This is a genomic window from Moorena sp., assembly GCF_982860115.1.
In genome coordinates this window covers 1-19,116 of record NZ_CEYLVT010000141.1, presented here as the reverse complement: position 1 = coordinate 19,116, position 19,116 = coordinate 1, and the positions used below count along the sequence as shown (strand labels likewise).

The 19,116-nt window shown below is 44.2% G+C and carries 17 protein-coding genes; 13 read left to right on the top strand and 4 right to left on the bottom strand.

Features of this window, described 5'->3' with window-relative positions:
- Positions 1 to 156: 156 nt before the first annotated feature.
- Entirely contained in the window at positions 157 to 990 is an 834-nt protein-coding gene (menB, locus tag AC4II3_RS21510) for a 1,4-dihydroxy-2-naphthoyl-CoA synthase (protein ID WP_488006919.1), read from the bottom strand.
- Positions 991 to 1,306: 316 nt separating this feature from the next.
- Between menB and AC4II3_RS21505 the strand changes: the two genes are divergently transcribed.
- From AC4II3_RS21505 to AC4II3_RS21495, 3 genes are read left to right on the top strand one after another with little or no spacing between them, the layout of a single operon-like run.
- Positions 1,307 to 1,918 carry an IS607 family transposase gene (locus AC4II3_RS21505; protein WP_488006860.1) on the top strand — a complete coding sequence of 204 codons (612 nt, stop codon included), beginning with the start codon at positions 1,307 to 1,309 and terminating at the stop codon, positions 1,916 to 1,918.
- Positions 1,821 to 3,023, top strand: a complete 1,203-nt coding sequence (locus AC4II3_RS21500) for an RNA-guided endonuclease InsQ/TnpB family protein (protein ID WP_490722883.1) — start codon at positions 1,821 to 1,823, stop codon at positions 3,021 to 3,023. Before AC4II3_RS21505 ends, AC4II3_RS21500 begins: the two co-directional genes overlap by 98 nt.
- The gene (locus AC4II3_RS21495) at positions 3,013 to 3,981 is read left to right on the top strand and encodes a glycosyltransferase family 2 protein (protein WP_488006862.1); all 969 of its coding nucleotides are present in this window, start codon (positions 3,013 to 3,015) and stop codon (positions 3,979 to 3,981) included. Before AC4II3_RS21500 ends, AC4II3_RS21495 begins: the two co-directional genes overlap by 11 nt.
- A gap of 94 nt (positions 3,982 to 4,075) precedes the next feature.
- Here the strand turns inward: AC4II3_RS21495 and AC4II3_RS21490 are convergent, their stop codons facing one another.
- The 3 genes from AC4II3_RS21490 to bchM form a co-directional block, all read right to left on the bottom strand.
- Positions 4,076 to 4,453 (bottom strand): DUF423 domain-containing protein, encoded by a 378-nt coding sequence (locus AC4II3_RS21490; RefSeq protein WP_488006864.1) that lies wholly within the window; start codon positions 4,451 to 4,453, stop codon positions 4,076 to 4,078.
- A 14-nt stretch (positions 4,454 to 4,467) separates the two neighbouring features.
- Positions 4,468 to 4,869, bottom strand: coding sequence for a hypothetical protein (locus AC4II3_RS21485; protein ID WP_488006866.1), 402 nt, complete (start codon positions 4,867 to 4,869; stop codon positions 4,468 to 4,470).
- 185 nt (positions 4,870 to 5,054) lie between these two features.
- Entirely contained in the window at positions 5,055 to 5,741 is a 687-nt protein-coding gene (gene bchM, locus AC4II3_RS21480) for a magnesium protoporphyrin IX methyltransferase (RefSeq protein ID WP_488006923.1), read from the bottom strand.
- Positions 5,742 to 5,808: 67 nt separating this feature from the next.
- Between bchM and AC4II3_RS21475 the strand changes: the two genes are divergently transcribed.
- The 10 genes from AC4II3_RS21475 (at position 5,809) to AC4II3_RS21430 (ending at position 18,919) form a co-directional block, all read left to right on the top strand.
- A complete protein-coding gene (locus AC4II3_RS21475; protein WP_488006868.1) occupies positions 5,809 to 7,107 on the top strand; it encodes a bifunctional folylpolyglutamate synthase/dihydrofolate synthase in 1,299 nt (432 codons plus the stop codon).
- Positions 7,108 to 7,310: 203 nt separating this feature from the next.
- Positions 7,311 to 8,414 (top strand): type IV pilus assembly protein PilM, encoded by a 1,104-nt coding sequence (pilM, locus tag AC4II3_RS21470; protein WP_488006870.1) that lies wholly within the window; start codon positions 7,311 to 7,313, stop codon positions 8,412 to 8,414.
- A gap of 4 nt (positions 8,415 to 8,418) precedes the next feature.
- Positions 8,419 to 9,219, top strand: a complete 801-nt coding sequence (locus AC4II3_RS21465) for a PilN domain-containing protein (protein ID WP_488006872.1) — start codon at positions 8,419 to 8,421, stop codon at positions 9,217 to 9,219.
- Positions 9,216 to 9,956 (top strand): hypothetical protein, encoded by a 741-nt coding sequence (locus AC4II3_RS21460; RefSeq protein ID WP_488006873.1) that lies wholly within the window; start codon positions 9,216 to 9,218, stop codon positions 9,954 to 9,956. Before AC4II3_RS21465 ends, AC4II3_RS21460 begins: the two co-directional genes overlap by 4 nt.
- A gap of 298 nt (positions 9,957 to 10,254) precedes the next feature.
- The gene (locus tag AC4II3_RS21455) at positions 10,255 to 12,687 is read left to right on the top strand and encodes a secretin GspD/PilQ domain-containing protein (RefSeq protein ID WP_488006875.1); all 2,433 of its coding nucleotides are present in this window, start codon (positions 10,255 to 10,257) and stop codon (positions 12,685 to 12,687) included.
- A 417-nt stretch (positions 12,688 to 13,104) separates the two neighbouring features.
- The gene (locus AC4II3_RS21450) at positions 13,105 to 13,389 is read left to right on the top strand and encodes an HU family DNA-binding protein (RefSeq protein WP_293087446.1); all 285 of its coding nucleotides are present in this window, start codon (positions 13,105 to 13,107) and stop codon (positions 13,387 to 13,389) included.
- Positions 13,390 to 13,415: 26 nt separating this feature from the next.
- Positions 13,416 to 14,552, top strand: coding sequence for a threonine-phosphate decarboxylase CobD (gene cobD, locus AC4II3_RS21445; protein ID WP_488006877.1), 1,137 nt, complete (start codon positions 13,416 to 13,418; stop codon positions 14,550 to 14,552).
- Positions 14,553 to 14,872: 320 nt separating this feature from the next.
- Positions 14,873 to 16,381 carry a dihydrolipoyl dehydrogenase family protein gene (locus tag AC4II3_RS21440; protein ID WP_488006879.1) on the top strand — a complete coding sequence of 503 codons (1,509 nt, stop codon included), beginning with the start codon at positions 14,873 to 14,875 and terminating at the stop codon, positions 16,379 to 16,381.
- 95 nt (positions 16,382 to 16,476) lie between these two features.
- Complete coding sequence (locus AC4II3_RS21435; RefSeq protein WP_488006881.1) at positions 16,477 to 17,985, top strand: thymidylate synthase; 1,509 nt, start codon at positions 16,477 to 16,479, stop codon at positions 17,983 to 17,985.
- A gap of 361 nt (positions 17,986 to 18,346) precedes the next feature.
- A complete protein-coding gene (locus AC4II3_RS21430; RefSeq protein WP_488006883.1) occupies positions 18,347 to 18,919 on the top strand; it encodes a deoxycytidylate deaminase in 573 nt (190 codons plus the stop codon).
- The last annotated feature ends 197 nt before the right edge of the window (positions 18,920 to 19,116 follow it).

Here is a 19,116-nt window from a genome sequence, read left to right as displayed (position 1 = left end):
CACCCCACACCCCATACCCTGTCTAGTTTAATGCCTTGTTGTCACCCCCTCAGCCTCCACACTCGTGCTTGGCATCAAGACAGCGGTAATTGTGCCCTACTCCCTACTCCCTACTCCCCAAAAATTTGTACCTCACCAATTGATAACTGCTATTATCTAAGGTAACCAAGGATATTGACGAAAATCTGGTGGACGCTTTTCTAGGAAAGCTTGTTTACCTTCGGCTCCTTCTTCTGTCATGTAATAGAGTAAAGTAGCATTTCCAGCTAGCTCTTGTAGACCAGCTTGACCGTCGCAATCAGCGTTAAAAGCAGCTTTTAAGCAACGAATGGCAATAGGACTTTTTGCCAAAATTTCCTTTGCCCACTGTAGTCCTTCTGCTTCCAACTGCTCCACTGGAACGACACAGTTAACTAAACCCATTTCTAGGGCTTGAGATGCGGTGTATTGACGACAGAGAAACCAAATTTCTCGGGCTTTTTTTTGACCAACAATTCGGGCAAGATAGCTAGCGCCAAATCCACCATCAAAACTACCGACTTTCGGGCCAGTTTGACCAAAGATAGCATTATCAGCCGCAATCGTTAGGTCACAAATCAGATGTAGGACATGACCACCACCAATAGCATATCCAGCAACTAGGGCAATCACTACTTTGGGTATGGAACGAATCAGGCGTTGCAAATCTAATACGTTTAACCGAGGAACGCCATCTTGTCCAATATATCCAGCTTTGCCTCGTACACTTTGGTCACCACCAGCACAAAAGGCGTATTTGCCATCGGTGTGGGGACCAGCACCAGTTAATAAAACAACACCAATACTGTGATCTTCGCGGGCATCACAGAAAGCATCATAAAGTTCAAAGACGGTTTTGGGACGAAAGGCGTTGCGTTTGTGGGGACGATTGATGGTAATTTTGGCAATACCGTCGATTTTATGGTATAGAATGTCTTCGTAAGTTTTGGCAGTTTGCCAGTCAATTTGCATAACGTTTTCCACGCGATCGCTGTTCAAGTTCACAATACTATCAAATTCAAAAGGTTTGTAACAGTTAAAATAAATGTGGCTCTCCTAGACTGATTATAGTAAATGAGTAGTTTAAATGGGCTTAAAACCTTAACTAGCAAGGGATTCAGTAAACTAAAAATCAATTTTTCTAAAAATTGCATTTTTAAATTAATCAAAGCCTTACTTATTAAGGGTTATAGCGATTATTTTATACTAATTTGTCATAACCACCCTAGGAGAGCCATAAATGTTAATAAATCTAGCATTATTTACCAAATTGTGTTAGATTTAAAGTATGGCTCTCATCCCAATCCGTAAGGCGGTCGAACTTACGGGACTTTCTCCGAACACTTTAAGGAAGTACGCAGATAATGGCACACTCAAATGCGAACGAACCCCTGGGGGAACTAGACTCTTTGACTCAACAGATCTTCTCCGTTTTGGAAAGGCTCCAAAGTCTAACAGATCCCGTTGTCACACAATCTGTTACTGCCTCCTCAGCAGCACAAAACAACGAGACGATCTTGCCCGTCAAGTCGCCTATCTGCACTCCCTCTTCCCTGAAGCAGAAATCATCAAAGATATCGGCTCCGGCCTCAACTACAAAAGGAAGGGGCTTAGAACCATACTGGAGCGAATTGTCTGCGGAGATCAGCTCACGATTGTTGTTACCTGTAGAGACAGACTTACCCGTGCGAGCAATTCCTCGCACGGGTTTGAACTCATTGAGTACTTGGTCGGTCTCAACGGTGGAAAAATCTTGGTTCTCGACCAACCTGAAAGCTGTCGAGGATCCGAACTTACCGCAGATATTCTGTCCATCATTCACGTCTTCTCCTGCCGGGTTCACGGACTCAGGAAATACGGTCAAAAAATCAAAGAAGATTCGACTGTTCCTAAATCCTGACCAGCGTACGCTTATTCGCAAGTGGTTCGGAGTGTCCCGTTATGTGTTTAATGAAACCGTCAAAATCCTTCAAGCAGGCGTTGTAAAAGCCAACTGGAAAGCAATTAAGACAGGGATATTAAACGACCTTCCTGATTGGTGCTTTGAAGTACCTTATCAAATAAAATCGATAGCGATTAAGGACGCCTGTACCGCCGTCAGGGAGGCCAAGAAAAAGTACAAAAAGACGTCACAGATTAATCGGGTAAGATTCAGGTCAAGGAAAAATCCTATTCAGTCTTGCTATATTCCTAAATCAGCAGTTTCTGAGACAGGGATATACCATACAAAGCTGGGTAAATTGACTTATACCGAAAACTTGCCCGTAGACATCTGCGACTGCCGACTAACTAGTAATAATGGCGACTACTATCTAGTAGTCCCTCACCAGGTAGCTAGATCATGTACCGAAAACCAAGGTAGAGTGGTGGCTTTAGACCCTGGAGTTAGAACTTTCGTCACTTTTTTTAGTGAGGCATCTGTAGGGAAGATTGGGCACGGAGATTTTTCTCGAATTCAACGTTTGTGCCAGCATTTAGATAATTTGCTGTCTAAAATCAGCAAAGCTAAGTGTGGACAAAAGCGTCGGATGAGAAAAGCCTCTAGGCGAATGGTTGTCAAAATTCAGAATCTGATAAATGAACTTCATCATAAGACAGCTAGGTTTCTGGTTGATAATTTTGATGTGATTCTACTTCCCACCTTTGAAACATCTCAAATGTCGAAGAAAGGAAACAGAAAAATCCGATCTAAAACCGTTCGGAATCTGCTCACCTTTGCTCATTACCGCTTCAAGGAATTCCTGAAGCATAAAGCTCAGGAAACTGGGAAGGTAGTGGTAGATGTCTGCGAGGCTTACACCAGTAAAACTGTTAGTTGGACAGGTGAACTGGTAAGTATAAATGGAAGTAAGACTATTAAGTCAAAGGTTGATGGCAAAGTCATGGATAGAGACATCAACGGCGCTCGTGGTATATTTCTGCGGGCTTTGGGAGATACCCCCTGGCTGCGAAAGCAGCTTGCATTAGTGAGCCAGAATCCGCCTTTGGTAGATTATGGTAGCTAAAAAGTATCGGTTCCCAAGTTTGCTAAGCATTGTCATTCCCACTTACAATCGCTTACCGATTCTCAAAAAGTGCCTAATCGCTTTAGAACATCAGCAATTCAGGCACGATAAAGATAGCCAGGTCTTGGATTATGAAGTTGTCTTAGTAGATGATGGCTCAACGGATGGCACTTTAGATTGGTTGACAGCACACGGGGATCAGTTTCCCCATGTACGCTCATTTGCTCAAAACCATGCTGGACCGGCTGCAGCCCGGAATCTAGGGGTGAAGCAGGCCCTTGGTGAAATAATTATCTTTATTGATAGTGATTTAGTAGTTACTGAGCATTTCCTACAGTCTCATGCTGATGCTTTGGTACAGGCAGAGCAGCGTCTGGGATGCGATCGCTTATTCACCTACGGTTGGGTGATCAATACCTGTAATTTCGACGACCCTACCAGCGAACCCTATAAAATTACTGATTTCTCTGCTGCGTATTTTGCGACGGGGAATGTTGCGATCGCACGAAAATGGCTTTTAGAAGCTGGACTGTTTGATACCCGCTTCCAACTTTATGGCTGGGAAGACTTAGAACTGGGTGTCCGACTCAAACAGCTGGGCTTAAAACTGATTAAATGTCCCGAAGCGGTAGGTTATCATTGGCATCCTCCCTTTAGCCTCGACCAAATTCCCCGGATGATTGACCGGGAAATTCAACGGGGACGTATGGGTGTGTTATTTTACCGGAAGCACCCTACCTGGGAAGTCAGGATGATGATTCAGATGACCTGGCTACACCGATTACTCTGGGGGATTCTGTCTTTAGGTGGACGACTCAACGAACGCACCATGGCTCCCTTTTTACAATGGCTAATTGACCGAGGTAAATCCCAGCTAGCTTTAGAAGTTGCCCGAATTTTCCTTAACTGGTACAACGTCCAAGGTGTTTATGCGGCTAATCGGGAGATGGAAGGTTAGAGGTTTAAGGTTTAAAGTTGAAGGTTTAAAGTTGAAGGTTTAAGGTTGAATGTTGACAGTCAACCGTCAAGACAATATTAGTCAATATTCGTGATTACTGGAAAGAGAAAGCTGCGATCGCTAAACAACCCCATCCCAGGATCAATGCTGCACCACCTAATGGTGCGATCGCTCCTAGCCACTTGATCCCGGTTAAACTGAGGGCGTACAAACTACCAGAAAAAATGGCAATTCCAGCGATAAAAGCTGAGCCAGCTACGGTAAGGGGAGTTTGTGCTACTTCTGCGCGGCTCAATAACAAGGCTACCAACATTAGCGCTAGGGCATGGTACATTTGATAATGGGCACCTGTCTGAAAAATTTCCAATGCTCGTTCGGTCAGTTTTTCTTTCAAAGCGTGGCTAGCAAAGGCTCCAGCTGCTACTGATAATCCGCCTAAGATCGATGCGATCGCTAAAAAAATTCGAGTCATTAATTTGGTCCTTGCTAAAGCGTAAAGTTATAAAATATTCTCCCTTCTTCACTAACCTCAAACGTAGCATCATACTCTCTAGCTTTTTGATCGAGATAGTCTTGAGCGACAGCTATAGGAAGTTTGGCTGCCATTGCCAATTTTAAGACGGAAATTCTACCATTTTCGTCTTGAATCAAGCGATAAAATGTATACTGAAGCTGTTCGAGGACTTCTTTTTGTTCTTGTCGATACATTCCCCATGTTAACCATACTCCCCAAAAGGTAGCTGGGATACCTACTATCAAGCTTCCCAGCGCATCAACTTTATCCTGTGATGTTGCTTCCTTTCGAGTTGAAACTACCAGAGGTACCATCAATAATAGAATACCTAAGGTGAGCAGCAAACCAGCCGATATTTTTTTAAACCGTTTCATTATAGCAAATTTTTAACACACGTTATTGTTTAGCATGACCAGACAATTGCGATTAGGTGTAAACTATCACTTATCAGCTAATGCGCTACGCGCACGCTACTTGAGGTGCTATCAGTTATCAGCTATCAGGTTTATTTTAAGCTGACCGCTGACCGCTGACAGCTAACGGCTTAATACTTATTTTGTCACTTACGAATAGCTTCCAATAAGCGAGAATAGTAAAAGCGAGTGCTAGTCATTTCTTGTCGCTGAATTGAAAATCCATTATTTACTAAAATACTAACAATATCTGCTTCTCGATGCTGATAGGCACGAGTGGTTTTACTTGGTCCTGGAAAAAACTCACCAATCTTTTTGAGTGCAGTAAGAAGCAAGGTTTTCGGTGCAAAGCTAAGAATTAAACGAGACTCTGCCAAAGAAGCTAAGTGAGTTATCATCTCAGCCGCTTTATCCTGGGGATAATGAATCAAAACATCTAGACAAATTACGGTGTGGTAGCTACCACCTAACCCTTCCAAATCTTTGACCATAAACGAGAGATTTTCAGTATTCCCTAAACTCTCCTTAGCCCTTACCTGAGCTTCTTCTACCATTTTGTGAGAAATATCACTAGCAAAAACTATAGCGCTATTTTTGGCCAGAGGAATACTCAGACTCCCAACACCACAGCCAGCATCACAAATCGACAAACCTGACAAATTTCCATCAGCCTCCAGCCAACTGATCACTTTATCCACAGTCTGCTGATGACCAATCCGGATATCTTGCTGTACCCGGTTAACCTCGCCATCACCATAAATCCGCCGCCAGCGGTCAAACCCAGTGGCATTGAAATAATCCTTAACAATGGCCTTATCATTAACTGTATTCATATTCATAAAAAACACTCTCCTGACCTTGATGTCCTCCGCGTCTTTGCGGTTCATCAAAAATCATCCCATGGATATTGACGACCTTCTCCAATCCTTTAAATACTTTGGCGTTGAGCTTGGCTTAGAACGGATTAAGCAACTTCTATCGCGCTTAGGTAACCCCCATCAAGATTTTCCAATCATTCACGTGGCTGGAACTAATGGTAAAGGCTCAGTTTGTGCCTACCTGTCTTCTATACTCACCAAAGCTGGCTACCGAGTCGGACGTTATACTTCTCCTCACCTGGTGGATTGGACAGAACGGATTTGCCTTAACCAAGAACCCATCTCCACCCATACCCTAGCCACAATTTTGGAGCAAGTTATCGCAGCAATTCCAAAAAACTGTTCCGATCCACCAACCCTATTTGAAGTGACTACTGCTGCTGCTTGGTTATATTTTGCTCAGCAGCAGGTGGATGTGGCTGTAGTAGAAGTGGGATTGGGAGGACGGCTGGATGCAACGAATGTATGCGATCGCGTTTTGGTTAGTATTATCACATCCCTGAGTTGGGAACATTGGCAGCGCCTTGGTCCGACCTTAGCTGATATTGCCAAGGAGAAGGCTGGAATCCTAAAGCCTGGCTGTCCTGCAGTAATTGGTCCGCTCCCCCCTGAAGCTAGGGCAGTGGTTGAATCAAGGGTGAATCAGTTGGGGTGTCCAGTGGTGTGGGTAGACTCAGCAGTAGAGTTGCCAGAGGGGAAGATGCCAAGCACCCGACAAGATCTCAGATGGGTGGAGTATGGGGGTATCAGCTATAGTTTGCCCTTGTTGGGGGAGGTGCAGTTGGTTAATTCCGCGATTGCGATCGCAACGGTACAAATTCTGCAACAGCAGGGTTGGGAGATACCAGTTGATGCGATCGCATCGGGGATGGCCCAAACCACTTGGCTGGGACGTTTGCAGTGGACTAGCTGGGAGAATCACCAGTTACTGATTGATGGAGCCCATAATCAAGCCTCTGCTCAGGCGTTGAGACAATATGTTGATACCCTAGGTAAATCCGTCAACTGGGTAATGGGTATACTCTCAACCAAAGATCATGCTGGTATTTTTAATACCTTGCTCAGACCAGGGGATCGATTATACCTAGTGCCAGTACCAGACCATAGTTCAGCTGAGCTATACTACTTGGCTACTCTCGCGGAACAAATTTGTCCAACCTTAGCCGATTGTGGTACTTATCCAGAGTTAGTCACAGGACTCCGTGCTAGCTTTAACAAAGCCGAAGCTGAAGATAAGATTACTGTCCTTTGTGGCTCTTTGTACCTAGTTGGTCACTTTTTGCGAACACAAGCTTTTGTTGGTGGTAATGGGAATAGCTAATCGCTAATCGCTAAAATAATCAATTTCACGATTGAGCAAAAAATTGTCATGATTGTGAGATAGATTGGGTACGATAAATAGCAACCTAATGTTGAAACCCCGATCTACCTAACTCAGATCTGGTATCTAAATAAGATAATTTTTGATCCCATATTCCCTACTCCCTACTCCCTACTCCCTACTCCCTACTCCCTTTGCTAGATATGGTTAACCGTTTTAAAAATTTATTTTCCCGGCGCAAGCAAGGTGTTGGTATAGAATTAGCCCCAGAACGAATTCATATTGCTCAATTGCAGCGGCAAGGTCAGAGCCTCAAAGCCACAACCCTATATTCTCATGAGGTTCCAGAAGGGATCTGGGAAGGAGGACAGATTCTTGATTCCCCTGGTTTAGCGGAACTGATTAGAGAAGCCCTACAGGAGAGTCAAGTGAAAGTGGAGCGGGTTGCCACTGCTTTACCAATGCGAGAAGCAGTAATCCGGATTATTCCCATTCCTGCTGAGCTAGATGATAACGAGCTTCGGGATATGGTACTAAATCATGAAGCTGGCTTATATTTGCCCTATCCCCGGGAAGAAGTGGATTTGGATTATCAGAAGCTTGGCTTCTTTGTGGATGAAGATGGAATCGAAAAGGTGCAAGTCCTGCTGGTGGCTACTCGTAAGGAAATCACCGATAGCTATCTCGATACCTTTGAGCAGGTAGGTTTACAAGTAGATGTACTCGAAATTAATAGCTTTGCTCTGATTCGGACCATCCGAGAACAACTGCGTCAATTTCCTTCCCAAGAGGCAGCCGTTCTGGTAGATATTGAATTTGATAGTACTGAAATTGCGATAATTGTAGATGGTGTACCGCAGTTTTCCCGTACTGTTCCCATTGGTACCTACCAACTTCAGAGCGCTCTATCACGGGCGATGAATTTACCAGCCTCTAGAAACACTGAACTGCTCCAGGGGATGACTATTCCCAGTACCCCAGTTGATGGCATGCGCACCGGCTCGACCGGGGTAAATCCAGGTATGGTAGCTCTGATCCAAGTCTTGGGAGAAATTGCTGATGAACTACGGCGCTCTATCGATTTTTACCTCAATCAGATGGACAATCTAGAAGTAGCCCAACTCCTACTAGCTGGTCCTGGGGGTGGTATCGGACAACTTGATGAATTTTTTACCCAACGGTTAAGCTTGCCCACGATTCAGGTGGATCCGGTGGCGGCTCTTTCCCTAGAAGTGGAGAAAGATATTCCGATGGTGCAACGACCGAGCTTAGGAACTGTGCTTGGATTAGGATTACGAGAGGTATAGCACTATGTATAGTCTTGATATTAATTTTTTAAAAGACCGAAATCCTGAGGAGATCAAGTCCGTTCAGGATGGAGCGGGTAGACAAGGGATAGCCTTAGGGGAAATGACCCCTCTACTGATTGGAGCTGCAGTGGGCCTAATCCTACCTGGATTGGTGGGAGGTTTTTGGGTGGTTCTCCAACATCAAAACGCCCGATTGAAGGAGGAAATTGCTGATGTTGACCAGAAACTGGCAGCCTTGGGGGCACAAAAGCAACGAATTAGTAAGCTAAACCAAGAACTCAAGGTGGTCAATGACGAAACTAATGCTCTTGCCAGTGTCTTTAATCAAATTAAGCCTTGGTCAGCGATGTTACAGGACATTCGTGAGCGCACTCCTCCCGGAGTCCAAATTAAAGACATCGAGCAACAGCAAGTCACTGACAAAAACGCTTCTAAGGATGAGTCTAACGCTAACTCACGACCTAGCATCGAGCTGGATATTTCCGGAACAGCTCGAACCTTTGATGATGTGAATTACTTTTTGCTGACCCTACAAAATTCTTCCTTTTTCGACAAAAATGATACTCAACTCATCAAAGCTCAGTTAATCAATAATCCCACAAAATTAGAAATTCCTGAGAGTCAAAAAGAATTAGTAACTCAGGTAAAATATACCCTACCAAAAGTGGTAGAATATACTATTAAAACTCAACTGAGTGATATCCCCGCTTCTGAGATCTTAAAAGAGTTAGACCGTAAAGGAGCAGTAGGATTAGTGACTCGGATTAGAAACCTTCAATCTCAAGGAGTGATTCAACAATGACCTATGCTACTGATGACGAGTTTATGAGTGTTGAAGGTCAGGAGGAAGAGCCTGAGTATCCTACTGCCTTCGGCATTACCTTTACTCCCCAAGTTTCTGGGATTGCCTTTGGTATTCTTGGTCTGGCAGCTGCTGTCTATCTAGCCATGAACCTGATGTTACCGGCTTGGCAGGAGTATCAGACTTTACGAAATGATTTATCAGGCAAACAAAATGACCTCCAAAATCCCGAAGTACTCCAGAAAAAAATTAAACAGAAAGAGGAAGAACTCAAACAAGCAAAACAGCAAAACCGCCGGGTTTTGAGTTTGTTTTCCACTGAAAAAAGTCTAGATACTTTATTGCTTGATCTGAATACTTTTGTTAAGGATACTAGAGGCACTTTACTTAAATATGAGCCAGATTCCGAGGGAATCAATATAGTTAATGATGGGTCTCTAGGAACCCTAGTTGATGGAAAATTAAAACGGAGAACCGTCAATGTAGAAATTGAGGGTAGTTTCCAACAAGTGCAGTCAATTATGCGCAGCTTTGAGCGGCTCCAAGCCATGTTGCTGATCAAAGACCTAGAAGCTGAAGTCACTGAACCGCAAACACTAGTGCTACAGCAAGGTAGAATAGTTCCTGGTCCTCAACCTAAGCTTAAAACAAGCTTAACCTTGGAAGCTCTTATGCCTGCTAGAGATTTGAATAAGGAGGAAGAAAAAGCTGGGGAAAAGGAGGATAAGAAAAAGTAAGGTAAGAAGAAATAATCCCAAGTTTCTTTAGTCTTGCTAAATTCTTGCTACCAATTTAATGATGGGGAGATGGCAAGATTGGGAAATTAAGCGGTAGCCAAGTTGCTGGAAATTGGGATAACCTACTGTTTTATTGAGCTGAGATGGTTATTGTTGTTCTTGTTTGTTGAGTGTTTAGTATTTTCTCTTTAACGTCTCAACGGTCAATCGTCAATAGTCAACTGTTAATAGCCCTTAATATGACATAATTTCTGTCATAATTTCTGTGATTTGAGTCAGGAGATTGGAGAAATAAACCGTGAGACAGATTCAAGTATGTGGTGGAGTGTTTGCAGCTACAGCAATGGCTTTATGGGCAACACAGCCTGTAGTAGCAGCAAGCCAAGTTAGTGCTATACGGTTCAACCAGCAGGGGAGTGAACTGGAACTGAAACTTGAGACAAAAGGGGGCAATGAGCGTCCACAGATTTTTGCTGTTAACCAAGGCAATGTCTTGGTTGCTGATCTGGTTAATACCCAGCTGAGTTTGCCCAAAGGGACTAACTTCCGTCAAACAAACCCCCTACCCAATATCAGTGCCGTTGCGGTTAAGGAACTGGATGACAACCGGGTCAGGGTGACAATTCGAGGTACTGACAAACTCCCCATTAGTTCACTAATCCAAAGGGATGCTCAGGGAATTACCTTAGGCATTGACACCACTACTGAGAATCAGGGGATATTACCTATCCAAGACTCATCGGTGATGAAGCTGGCTCAAGTTCCTAATACAGAAACTAATACTGAAACGGAACAGATGGAGAAACCGGCGGAACTTTCGGAACCAGAACCAGAGCCAGAGGCTAACCCCTCAGAAACTCCTGAACCTCCAGAAATCGTGGCTCCTGAGCCAGATGTGCTGGTACCTGAGCCAGAAATTATTATTGATGGAATACCGGCAGCTCCAGCTAATGCGGTGCAACCGATTGCGCCAGCGCCCCCCTTCTTACCTAGAGCAGTAGCACCACCAGTGGGGGATATTGCTGTTTCTAATATTAATGCTGCTGCTAGCACTATAGATCTCGGAACAGCAACTCTAGTGCCCCGTTTGGTATTACGAGAAGCACCGATTCGAGAAGTGTTGTCTCTGTTGGCTCGTTCAGCTGGACTCAATCTGGCCTTTGCTGAGTCAGATGAAGACTCCGGTGCAGCACAGTTCACCATTTCTATTGATTTAGAAAACGAACCGGTCCAAGATGCTTTCAACTATATTCTTCAGCTGTCTGGTCTTCAGGCTAACCGTCGGGGAAGCACAATTTTTGTTGGAGCCAAACTACCTCAAGCCGCTCGTAATCTAATTAGTCGTACTCTACGGCTCAATCAAGCCAGTGCCCAAGGGGCTGCTACTTTCTTAGCCACTCAGGGAGCAGAAGTGCAACAGGTAGTAAGCGAGACGGAAGAAATCATCGATCCTGAAACCCAACGAGTGGTGCGACAAATCCAACGAGCCCCAGAAATTCAACCAGTTACCGCTGAGCGGGAAGACGGTAGCCAAGGGGCACTGTTGCTGCAGGGATTAGCAGTATCTACCGATGAGCGACTTAATTCTATATCTCTGGTGGGTGAGCCCAGGCAAATTGAAATTGCGACATCTTTACTCAAACAGTTGGATGCTCGTCGCCGTCAAGTGGCGGTAAATGTCAAGATTATCGATGTTAACCTAGCTGGAACCGATGCCTATAATGCCAGTTTCTCCTTTGGGATTAATGATACTTTTGTAGTCAGTGATGGGGGAGCGGCAGCCGTTAATTTCGGTAGGGTTAATCCCCCCAGTAGAGACACTGTGGTTACTGGTCAGTTTCCCAATGTTGCGCCATTTGATTTTCGTGCTGTAGACGGAGATGGTGATATATTCTTCGATAGACAAAATGCTCCCTTTGATAACCTAGTTGAGGGCTTCAGTGAAACCTCTGGTAGTCCATCACTCTTCGCACGTCCCGGCTTTGGTCGAAATAATAATCCATTCCAGCCAGGTGTGATAGGTGTCACTCGTCAAGATGATGGAAACGAGTTTGAGTTTGCCCTTCCTTCTCTATTTGAGTTCCCTGATAAGTTTTTATTAACCTTGCAGGCTCAGATTACTAGCAACAACGCCAAGATTCTGACCGACCCAACTCTAGTGATCCAAGAAGGGCAGCAAGCTATTGTCGAGTTGACTCAGCAGGTACTGACCAGTGTGAGGACAGATATAGATACAGACGGTGGTGCTACCACTAGAACTATCACCCCGGTTATTGAAGAGGCTGGTTTAACCCTAACGGTGAATGTTGAGAGAATTGACGACAATGGTTTTATTTCCTTATCTACATCTCCCTCGATTTCAGCTCCCTCAGGAACTCAAGTCTTTGAGAGTGATAATGCATCAAACACAATCACATTCCTAAGTACCAGAGAACTAAACTCTGGGCTAATTCGCCTGCGAGATGGTCAGACGTTAATTCTATCTGGCATTATTCAAGACACTGACCGCACAACCGTATCGAAGGTGCCCGTTTTGGGTGATATTCCCTTACTTGGTGCTCTGTTCAGACGTACCACCAAGGAAAATGAACGCCGTGAAGTGATTATCCTGGTGACCCCTCAAATTCTGGATGACACAGACCGCAATGGTGGGTATGGTTACAGCTACACCCCTGGACGGGATGCCCGTCAAATGCTAAACCGGGGAGGGTTTCAGTCTCCAGGCAACTAAGGTAAAGGTAAGGTAAACCTCAATTAACACTTGTCCCCCCGAGCGAGGTATTGCTCCGGGGGAATTAACTTATGGATTTGGCTACTCCCCCCTACTTTAGTGGTGGGAATAGTTAGGTTTTGATACTTTTAGGTGTTCAATCACAGCTATAGTGGAGGGTTAACCATACAGTAATTAATTATATATAATTAACAATGATTGATAATCAAAAATTCTGATTGCCTACTCCCTAAGGCATAAATTTAGGGGAGCATTTTGGGGCAAAATTCTGAAATCTATATAAATTAAAGCATTCAACGATCCATATCGGCATTGCAAACATTAGAATAATGCAGTGAAACATCGAAGCTGCGAGTGTTGCAGCGATTTTTTTGTCGAAAACCCTGGTTGGATGATCTAAAAAACAAGGAGATTTGAATGAATAAGGGTGAATTAGTCGATAAAGTGGCGGAAAGAGCTACTGTAACCAAAAAACAAGCTGATGCAGTACTAAGTGCTGCCATAGAAACGATTATGGAAGCAGTGTCCGAGGGTGATAAAGTTACCTTAGTGGGCTTTGGTTCCTTTGAATCCCGGGAGCGTAAGGCTCGTGAGGGTCGCAATCCCAAAACCGGTGAAAAGATGGAAATTCCGGCAACTAAGGTTCCAGCCTTTTCTGCTGGTAAGGTCTTTAAAGAGAAAGTGGCACCACCCAAGGAGTAATCCCTGATTCAGTCACAAACTTGTCCTTGAAACGACCAACTCACGGGGGAAATTTAGCCTGGGCAGCAGCACTGGCTAACTGTCCTCCTTCCTTAATTGTTGATTTTTCTGCCAGCATCAATCCCCTTGGTCCCCCTAAAAGTGCGATCGCAGCGATAGAGTCTGGGCTCAATAACCTGGTAGCTTATCCTGACCCCAATTATTCTGAGCTGCGGCAGTGTTTGACGCAACTGCATCCAACCCTGCCCCCAGACTGGATTCTTCCAGGTAATGGCTCAGCCGAATTATTAACTTGGGCTTGTCGGGAGCTATCAGAACTAGATGAGACCTTGATGATTACCCCAGCATTTAGGGACTACCAACGGGGACTGAAGGCATTTGGAGCAAGAATTCGCGAGTGCCCCCTGATCAGGGAACTCTCGAAACTTAGTCTCAGATGGGGAGATGGGGAGATGGGCAGCGAGATTAATGCTTTGATGCCCTTACTCCCTGACTCCCTTACTTCCTTACTCCAACAAAATGGGAATCGAAAGGGTTTGCTGCTGAATACCCCCCACAATCCCACAGGTCAATTGTTTACCTCAGAAGCAATTGAGCCTTATCTGAAGCAATTTGCTTTGGTGGTTGTGGATGAGGCTTTCATGGATTTCCTGCCTCCTGAGCAGGAGCAAAGCCTGATTCCTTTAATTGGGGATTATCCAAACTTGGTAATTTTGCGATCGCTTACCAAGTTTTACAGCCTTCCTGGACTCAGACTAGGTTATTGCATTGCCCACCCTGAGCGACTCCAACGTTGGCAGGAGTGGCGGGACCCTTGGCCAATCAATACCTTAGCAGCGGCAGCGGCAGCGGCAGTGGTCCAGGATAGAGCATTTCAACAGCAAACCTGGGATTGGCTAGCACCAGCCCGTACGCAACTGTTTCAGGGACTGGCTAAGTTACCTGGTCTCCAACCTTATCCCAGTGCAGCTAACTTCTTGCTAGTACACTCAGAAAAATCCACTTCACAGATCCAAGCACAACTACTCCAACACCATCGGATTCTGATCAGAGATTGCCTAAGCTTCCCGGAATTAGGCGATCGCTTTTTCCGGGTCGCTGTACGTACACAGGCAGATAACCAACGCTTACTAACCGCTTTAGACGCTATCTTGATAAGTTGAAGGTTAGAAGGTTAAAGGTTAGAAGGTTGAAGGTTAGATGCTTATAAGGTTATAAGGTTGAAGGTTCAAGGTTGAAGGTTCAAGGTTCAAGGTTCAAGGTTCAAGGTTAGAAGGTTGCTGGCCCTAGGCGTCTGTTGTCGGATAGGTTAGTTAGATGGTTGTTCGCGTAGCGTGGCCAAAAGCCCAAGGTTAGAGCCTGAAACCTGTAACTTTCAACCTGAAACCTTCTAACCTGCTAACCTGTAACTTTCAACCTGAAACCTGTAACTTTCAACCTGAAACCTGTAACTTTCAACCTGAAACCTGTAACTGTTGCACGAATGACCGTTGACTATGACCTAATTATCATTGGTGGCACTCCTGCTGGTGTCTATGCTGCTGTTGCGGCTGCTGGTTTAAAGGCTCGTGTGGCTCTGGTAGACCCTCAGCAAGGAAAAACTAGCTGGCTAGGACAGGGTGCTATTTACACCAGAGTATTAAGTGAGATGGGGCGTAAGCTTGAACAGATACGTGACGCTGCTCAATGGGGTATTTATGCTCAAACAGCTGATTCCACTCAACCAGACATTTCACCGATCCAGTTTTCATCCCTACCACTAACTGCGGTGATGGAATGGGCTAATCTGGTGGTTGCCAACTGCTCAGAACAGAATTCTCAAGCTATTTTAGGTGCTTTAGGGATTGATGTAATCACAGGTGAGGGGGAATTTTGCCGACTGCCTCACCTGGGTTTTGTAGTCAACAACAGACGTTTGCGGTCTCGTGCCTATCTGATCGCTACTGGCTCTCGCCCAGTTATTCCTGATATCGAAGGGTTACAGACCATAGACTATTTCACACCAAACAATATCTGGCACAAAGTGTTTAAGCTTGGAAGCTTAAAGGGTGAACAACCTTCACTACCCAAAAGCTGGGTAGTAATTGGTGATGAGCCTATTGCTCCAGAACTAGCTCAGACCTTAGCGAGACTCGGTTGTGAGGTAACGTTGGTGGCCAGTACTACCCGTATTTTATTCCAGGAAGACCTAGAATCATCTAGGCTTATACAAGCTCAATTAGAAGCTGAGGGAATTCGGGTTCTGACGGATAGCCCAGTTGATCAGGTCAGAGAGATTGAGGATAAAATCTGGATTCAGGCTGGTAATAAGGCGATTGAAGCTGATGCCATTCTACTGGCTACGGGTGAGCAACCCAATGTGGAATCCTTAAATCTAGAAGGGGTTGGGATAAAGTACACTCACCAGGGTCTTCAGCTCAATCAAAAGCTACAAACGACTAATCCCCGCATCTATAGCTGTGGCAAGATGGCTGGTGGTTATCCCTGTGCCCATATTGCCCAGTATCAAGCCAGCATTGCCTTGAAGAATGCATTGTTTTTCCCCTGCTTTAAGGTAGACTATCACGGGATTCCCTCGACAGTCTTAACTGAACCCCAATTAGCACGGGTAGGTCTTACAGAAGTAGAAGCTAGAAAGCGCTATGGTAAGAATCTATGGGTGATGCGAGAATATTTCAAAGACTTAGATCACCCTCAGCTCCTGGGGCAAACCACTGGGTATATGAAACTGGTAGTGGGGCGCAATGGGACAATTTTAGGAGCAACCATAGTTGGATCACAAGCAACAGAATTAATTGGGGAAATTACCCTAGCGATTCAGCAGAAAATTAACTTGGGTCTGTTGGCAAATGTCTATTATCCCTATCCCACGTTGTCAGAGATTTTTAAGAAAACGGCAATCGAGTGGCAGCGCCAACGAATGAGTCGTAATCAGACTTTACAAAACTTTCTGGAAGGCTTCTTTAACCTACGGCGTAGTTGGTCAAAATGAATGTTGATTACCATTACTTCAAGCTTAAACCTTAAACATTTAACAGTTAACATTTAAAATTTAACAGTCAACATTCCTTCAACTTCTGCATTCAAATGACAGCAACCAGCCAACCAACGGAATTCCAGTACAAACCCCTGCACAAGCCTAACCAACTGATTTACGGTACAGGTCAAACGGCGGTGATTACCGGTTGGACGATCAAAGAAGCGATCGCAAAAAAGTTAAACCCCTCGGAGTTTGCTGTGGTCGGACAGTTATACAGTCCCACCCGGGGAATTAGCCTGCTCATTCGTAATCTCCTCGCTAATCCCCACGTCCGCTACTTGGTGATTCTCAACGCTACGAAGGAAGACCGCAATGCTGGCAGTGGAACTTGCTTGCTGGACTTTTTCCGCCATGGCGTTGAAGAAGGGACTACTGATACTGGTCGTCACTGCTGGGTGATTCGCTCTTCTATAAAAGGTTATATTGACATTGAAATTCCGTTACTCACCCTAGAACAACTCAGAAGGGAAGTTTCTGTGGTAGAGGCTGATTCGATTACCCAAGCTATCAGTCTCGTTAAGTCTTATGGCTCCAAAACTCAAGAGCCCTGGGGAACACCATTGGAATTTACCATGGCAAATGATGTCGGGGAATCTGGCTGTGCCCCCCTAAAACCAGGACCGCGCTACGGACATCGCATTCAAGGCCGAACGATAGCTGAAACTTGGGTTAAAATAATTCATCGCATTAAAACTACTGGTACAATTCGGCCCACGGGTTATGACGGATATTGGCAAGAGCTAATTGATTTAATCGCAGTAGTAACGGAAGAACCTCCTGAATTTTACTTTCCTCAGCCCAATTATTTACCATGCGATCGCGACTTTATCCAAGAATACATTCATCAAATCCTCGACGACGCACCTGTAGTAGAAGGAGTCAAATATACCTATGGTCAACGTCTACGTTCTTGGTTCAAACGTGACCAAATCGAGCAAGTCATCACTAAACTCATTGGTGAAATCGATGCAGCCAGTGCAGTGATGTCCCTATGGGATGTCAAAGACCATGAGAAAGGGGGTAGTCCTTGTCTGAATCACATCTGGCTCAGAGTTGTGGATCATGAATTGTCCCTAACTGCCACATTTAGAAGTAATGATATGTTTAGCGCGTGGCCAGCTAATGCCTTTGGACTCAGAGCACTACACCAGTATATTAGAGACCAAATTGGTAAGCGCGGGGGTATTCAATTAAAAATGGGACCGCTGATTACCGTTAGTCAAAGTGCTCATATTTATGATGATTGTTATGACTATGCTAATCGGATTATTCAAAATCACTATCAACAAATTATCAATTCAGAACAGAAACAGTATGCTGATCCCATTGGTAATTTCTTGATTGAAACGGAAAATACTGATATTATAGTGAAGCAGACAACCCCTGGTAGCGGGGAAGTAATTGCTACGTATTCTGGTAAAAATGCCATGAGTTTATCTAGAAAAATTTGTAGTGATAATCCGTCAATACAACCTAGTCATGCGGTCTATTTAGGAATAGAATTAGAAAAAGCTAGGATAGCTATAAAAGAAGATAAAAATTATCAGCAATTATAGCATTTTAAATACTTATGATATACAAAATATTGGGAAGGAATTAGGGATTAGGGAGTGACCCATGGGAAAATTGACTGTACTTCATGACTAGGATAAGTTATTGATCAGCAGTTATTGATCAGCATCAACTATAGATAACCGAAAAAACGAGTTTGGTGTAAAAAATAACCAAAGATAGTTTTGTGAATAGTTCTTGGTAAAATGACAAGTTATAGCAACCACAGTAAAGGTTAAGACATGTTTCTATTTACTGTTCTTTTTTACCTGCTCCCTGTTCACTTAAAAAAGACGAGGATAGTTTATGTCATCAACTAAACTGAGATTGATATAAAATTGATCATTGACAAGTTTAAAATTACCAATGACTAGTGAAAGACCAAACTGGGATGAATACTTTTTAATGATGGCTAAGCTAGCAGCTACTCGCTCAACCTGTTTAGCCTTTCCTGTAGGAGCAGTGATTGTTAAAAACAATCAGATTTTAGCAACAGGTTACAATGGTCCCCCATCTGGCTCAAGTCATTGCACAGCTCAGGGATACTGCTATCCTGAACTAAGTAGCTGCGATGCGTCTCGTACCATGCCATCCCGAGCTGTTCATGCTGAAGCGAATGCGATCGCGTTTGCAGCTAAACATGGTATTGCCACTGCTGGAGCCACTATTTATGTCACCCTAGAACCCTGTGTCTCCTGCTTGAAGTTAATCATTTCAGCTGGCATAAAGAAAGTTTTTTATGAGACTATCTTCAATAGTGGAGAGAAAGCTCTAGTTAGAGATCATTTTATGAACGACGGCTTAGTTAGCCTAACCCAAATCCAGTTAAGTGAAGAAACAGCTAAACGAGCAGCTTCATTTCTCCTCAATCCAACATCTGTTCCTAAATTGTCGGACAAAATTATTGAAAACAATTACACAATTATTAACAGTGACTAGATCGATAATATAGCAATTATTATTTTGGTATTGAGAAATGCTATATGACCAATTACCAATTATCGATCTAGCCTGTTGTAAGTGATTAACTGGACTTGATATAGGGTACGTAAATCACTAAATCAATTGTGATAATTTTTGTTTCCTACTCCCTACTCCCTACTCCCTACTCCCTACTCCCTACTCCCTACTCCCTA